This window comes from Brevibacillus sp. FW301-21C12A, from assembly GCF_058788915.1.
In genome coordinates, this window is sequence record NZ_JBYTBG010000091.1 from 1 (window position 1) to 5,436 (window position 5,436).

The 5,436-nt window shown below is 41.8% G+C and carries 5 protein-coding genes and 1 pseudogene; 2 read left to right on the top strand and 4 right to left on the bottom strand.

What is annotated here, in order from left to right; genetic code table 11:
* The 4 genes and pseudogenes from AC3WQH_RS25210 to AC3WQH_RS25225 form a co-directional block, all read right to left on the bottom strand.
* Positions 1-866 (bottom strand): annotated as a pseudogene (locus tag AC3WQH_RS25210) (IS3 family transposase); the annotation flags it as partial.
* A gap of 142 nt (positions 867-1,008) precedes the next feature.
* Positions 1,009-1,176, bottom strand: a complete 168-nt coding sequence (locus tag AC3WQH_RS25215) for a hypothetical protein (RefSeq protein WP_431809878.1) — start codon at positions 1,174-1,176, stop codon at positions 1,009-1,011.
* 202 nt (positions 1,177-1,378) lie between these two features.
* Positions 1,379-2,212 carry a hypothetical protein gene (locus tag AC3WQH_RS25220; protein WP_431809877.1) on the bottom strand — a complete coding sequence of 278 codons (834 nt, stop codon included), beginning with the start codon at positions 2,210-2,212 and terminating at the stop codon, positions 1,379-1,381.
* On the bottom strand, positions 2,202-2,393 hold the full coding sequence (locus AC3WQH_RS25225) for a hypothetical protein (RefSeq protein WP_431809876.1): 192 nt from the start codon (positions 2,391-2,393) through the stop codon (positions 2,202-2,204). Before AC3WQH_RS25225 ends, AC3WQH_RS25220 begins: the two co-directional genes overlap by 11 nt.
* Before the next feature lie 234 nt (positions 2,394-2,627).
* On the opposite strand from AC3WQH_RS25225, the gene AC3WQH_RS25230 reads away from it, so the two are divergent.
* Both AC3WQH_RS25230 and AC3WQH_RS25235 read left to right on the top strand, forming a co-directional pair.
* Positions 2,628-3,857, top strand: coding sequence for an IS256 family transposase (locus tag AC3WQH_RS25230; protein WP_005837483.1), 1,230 nt, complete (start codon positions 2,628-2,630; stop codon positions 3,855-3,857).
* A gap of 421 nt (positions 3,858-4,278) precedes the next feature.
* Positions 4,279-5,379: an AAA family ATPase gene (locus AC3WQH_RS25235; protein WP_492332315.1), complete on the top strand. Its 1,101-nt coding sequence runs from the start codon at positions 4,279-4,281 to the stop codon at positions 5,377-5,379.
* Positions 5,380-5,436 lie beyond the last annotated feature (57 nt).

Sequence of the window (5,436 nt, forward strand, 5' to 3'; positions counted from 1 at the left end):
AATCGTCTGATTTTTAAATTCACTACCACGATCCGTATGAAAGAGCTGGATCTGACGCAAGTCTCCCTTTACGCTTGCAAAAGCCTGGTAGACGAGAGCAGCATCTTTGTATTTTCCACAGCTATAGCCAATGATCTCCTGGTTAAACAAGTCTACGAGCAAGCAAATATAGTGCCATTTATTTGCGACCCGAACGTATGTCAAGTCACTCACAACGGCTTCCAACGGTTCGTTTTTCGTAAACTCCCGATTCAATTCATTCTGTATAGGTGAATCATTACAGGATGACTTATGCGGTTTATACTGAGCAACCGTATACACCGATACAAGACCGTTTTTCTTCATCAAACGTCCAATGCGCCGTCTGGAAACAGTCCTTCCTTCTTTTTGCAGGGTTGCCTTGATCTTTCTTGCTCCATAAACGCGCTGATTCTCTTTAAAAATACGGATGATCGCCTGTTCCACCTCATCATCGCTAGATGACTGCTGGTTACTTTCGTAGTAGTAGGTACTCCGATTCACCTGGAGGATGGTACACATGGCAGACACAGAGTACTTATGTGCATTTTGCCGGATCACTGTTATTTTCGTCCGAAGATCAGCGCTGCTTGCTTTAAAATATCGTTCTCCATTTTCAATCGTTGAATTTCCTTACGTAGCGCAAGGAGTTCATTCTGTTCCTCTGTCCGGTTGTCCTTTTCTTTGAAAGAACCTGTTGTTCTACTCTGTTTGACCCAACGGTCAAACGCAGATGCACTCAGATCATATTCTCTCAAAATATCTGCCCGCGGTTTCCCATTCTCGTAAAGTTGAACCATCTGCTGCTTGAACTCGTCTGTATATGACCGACGCTCACGTTTCTGCATGACATTCTCTCCGTTCCTTGTCGATTTGATTTCAATCTACTAGACCTTAAGAGAATTGTCCAATTCAGTGTAGCCGATCCATACCTTTCATCAAGTTTTCGAAGGCTAGTCCATATAACATCATACAGGACGATGTAACAGACTATTCAACCTTATCTCCAACCTTTCCCAGCCGGTCTTTCTCGATATCTTTTTCTAAAGTTTTGTAAAGTATATCACCAGACCTCTTAAGAGACATCGCTTGAACCAACCAACTTAGAGGTTCATTACCAACCCTATCAAACTGTACTTTCCAAAAATCATCGGTCATTTTTTGCCCTCTCTCTTTTTAGGATTTATTTCAGAATAGTTGACAAGTAAATACACAACAAGTGAAACGATATGACATAATCCGACAAAACATATCAACTTTTTCAGGGCGCTAAGATATATAGAAGACAATATCATGGTAAAAAGAACAATCCCTTTTTCATAATGACTAAAGGGATTGTTAGGTTCATGAAGACTTTAAACTACTTATGCAGTAGAGTAGATAGTTCCTCGCCATTTGCTTGTTGTGCAAGTGCAAGTTCAATTAAATTCGCGAACACCCCACTACCTGAAAGAAATGCCATTAGGATGATTATTGAAAATCCAACGATAGCTGACTTATTAAGTCTAAACCGTAGCATTCTTTTTTCAAGCCACTCAATTCTCTTATACGCAAACGATTTTTGATGTATTCTGCCTGCTAACATTGTAATTGAGAACCCCATATAATCTAAAATGAGAAAAATCGCAAGTAATGCTAACATAACATATGACATACTCTGAAAAGCAAAACTTGCCACAGTACCTGGATGGTTAATAAACGTCTCAAGAATCCTTGAAATTACTCCATTAAATCCAGCCTTTGTTATGTATGCTTTGGCTTCTGCTGCTTGTACAGACTGATATAATGGATTTTGAAGGAAATACATTACTCCGCCGATAGCTAACCAAAAAAACATTGATGAAATTAAAGATACTTTGTTTTGCATATTCAAACTATTATATAAACCTTTCCTCTTGAAGTTTAGAATCCTTAATACTACCAGTCCCCAGAAGAAGATAACTGCTGCCCCCCCATATACCAATAGTTCATTTTGGTAAATTAAGTACCCAGCAAGTAATAAACTAAGACCAATTCCCCAAATGATGAGTTCACCACCAACATCATCATTGGTTTTTGATTCTGAACTCCTTTTCGGACTCATCCTATTATTTAATTTATTGATAATAATGGTGATTTTCGAATTTTGAAGTGAAATATTGTTGTTTCCCTTCTGCTCAATCTTGTTTTCAACTTCTTTTTTATTATTTATCATTCACTCTTGCCTCCAACTTTGAATTTTGAATTGCGATATTACCTTCACCCTTTTGTTTTATCACATTGCTTAGTGAATTTTCTTTTTTCCTGCGGATAGGTAAAAATGCCACAATTAGACTAGCCAGAATACCAACCGTTAAAGCACCAACAAAAGTGGACGGATTAATTATCTGTTCCATTTTTTATCCTCCTAGTTATCATCAATTTGCGAACATTCTTTTGGGAGTACCGTACAAAACGACTTCCAGTTTCAAATGAATCCATTTTTATTTTCGTTTGATTACTTAGAAAAACAGTTGAGTCCGTATAATTGTGTAAAAACAGCATCTCTCTAAAAATAAGGGAGCCATTTTCAATCCCCCTCGGTTAGAATGAAGTTGACTAGACAACATTCGAAGGAGAGGGAATTTGAAATGGCTCAATACCAGATTACCGTAGATTCGCAACTTTTGCATCAGCTTTTTCTCGGCAATTCACAGGATTCGGGAGTGGCCAAGTTGTTGGAATCCGTATTGAACCAAGTCTTGCAGGCACAGGCGACCGAACAGTTGGGGGCGGAACCCTACGAACGGACAGATGAGCGTCAAGCATATCGAAATGGTACATACCCACACCAATTGACTACACGTGTCGGTACGATCACGCTTCGTGTCCCTCGCATTCGCGGCGGGAAGTTCTCCACCGAGTTGTTCGCCCGTTATCAACGCAGCGAACAGGCACTGGTGCTGGCTCTCATGGAGATGGTCGTCAACGGTGTGTCTACCCGTAAGGTGGCCCAGATCACAGAAGAATTGTGCGGTACGGAGTTTTCCAAATCGACCGTGTCCGATCTGTGCAAGCGGTTGGATCCTATCGTGAACGCCTGGAACAACCGTCCGCTACACGATTCTTCGTTCCCCTTTGTCATCGTCGATGCCCTGTACCTGAAAGTACGCGAAGAAGGGCGGGTGCGGTCACGGGGCGCTCTCATCGGGATCGGTGTCAATGCCGATGGATACCGGGAGGTATTGGGCGTTATGCTCGGCGACAGCGAGTCGGAGGCCAGCTGGAGCGAATTTTTTGGCTGGCTGAAAAGCCGTGGGCTTAAAGGCGTCGATCTGATTGTGTCGGATGACCATGGAGGGTTGGTTCGAGCCATCCGCAGGAACTTCCAAGGGGTGACCTGGCAGCGATGCCAGACGCACTTCATGCGCAACATTCTTGACGCCACACCCAAATCCTTGCAGGACGAGATTCATAGCCGGATTCGCCCCATTCTGGAGGCACCGGATGCAAAGACGGCACGGATGCTGTTAGAGAAGGTACTGGAGGAGTATGAAACGAAAGCGCCGAAGGCCATGGCTGTCCTGGAAGCAGGCTTCGAAGATGTCACAGCCGTCTTGGCATTACCGGAAAAGTACCGCAAGCGTCTTCGCACCACCAATCCGATGGAGCGGTTGAATGAGGAAATCCGCCGCCGTGAACGCGTGATTCGGATTTTTCCGAATCGAGAGTCTGCCATCCGCTTGATAGGGGCCTTGCTCATGGAAACGGACGAGAAATGGGCTAGCGGCAAAAAGTATTTGGACATGACAGAATATCTTGAATGGCGTCAAGGACAATCCCCAATCTCCTCCCATACCAAAGTCACTCGCATCGGCTAATAAACACCGCATCTAAGCCTGTCAAGGCCGCGAAGCGTTCCATTTTTAGCCTTGACAGGCTGAATGAAACACACTTTTGAAAAACCCAGCAATCCCTTGCTGGGCCTGCCATACGGCGAGTGACGGGGTGCAGGGGGTGTGCTCCCTGCGTCTCCCCCTTCGGGGGACGGAAGGGGGCATTCTAACCGAGGGCAATTTTACACACAAATATGGACTTGATCTAGAAAAACAGCATACTTATGTTTCGCCCCCCTAACCAATCAAGCTGTTATCGTTATACATAACACGACTATCGTTACATAAATTAAAAAAGTCGTTATATTTTTATAATAAATCGTGCATTTTATGTTGTAAAGTGTTATTATGTTATCAGATACATCAACTGTGAGCTACATCTTATAAGGAGTCGATTATTTTGAAAATGAGAACTGAATTGTTAAAGATTATTGAAGGTGGTCTAGAAAAGAATCGTGATAAGGTCCAGAGCTATGCTCAGTTACTTGTGGAGAAATTACGCGCGGAAGGAGAGGGAAAATTTGCAGACAGGATAAAGGATTTATTAGATAAAAAAAACGTCCATCCAGTTTACCTAGATGAATTCATGGCCAAACCTGTCGATCAAGATAGTCGGTTAGACATGGTCGATATATCCATCGCAAGTGCACCCAAGGATGAAATTATACTACCGGAATTAACCAAAACAAAAGTTGACAACTATGTTTCGTCATTAAAACATAGAGGTGAATTTGTCAAATTAGGTATAGATTTACCGGAATCATTATTACTATACGGACCACCGGGTTGTGGAAAAACAAGTATTGCGCATTACATATCCCAACAAACAGGCTTACCTTTAATTACAGCTAAACTAGATGCATTGGTTTCTTCATTACTTGGTAGTACGGCTAAAAACATACGGAGAATATTTGAATATGCTAAAGAACGACCTTGTATTTTGTTCTTAGATGAATTTGATGCTATAGCTAAGTCGAGGGATGATGAACATGAGGTTGGGGAACTGAAACGAGTAGTGAATAGTCTGTTACAAAATATTGATAGCTTTAATCAAAATAACATTTTGATTGCAGCCACGAATCATGAGAAATTACTCGACCCAGCAGTTTGGAGAAGGTTCTCAACCGTGATAGAAATTCCCAAACCAACTGATACAGAAATAATTAAACTTCTTCAGCTATTCCTAAAAAGTGTTGAATGCGATTTTATCAATGACTCAAAAAAAATATCGAGGGTGGCTTCATTGTTGCAGGGGCTATCCCCCTCTGATATTAAGGTCCTAAGTTATAACGCAATAAAAGCAACGGTTATTGCTGAAGAGAAAGTAGTTACGTATCCTTTATTTCTTTATCAAATTTACCTCTTTAAGGGCTTTAATGAAGAGCAAATCACCTTGATTAGTTATCTTAATGAGAATGGTGTTACGCAAGCTGAAATATCTAAAACTTTAGGGATCTCATTGCGGCAAGTACGTAAGGTACTAAATAACGAGGAGCCATTCCTGTAATGAAGAAATTTGAGCTTTGAAAGAAAAAAGCGCCTCCTGTATGCTGGGTCTTGGAAT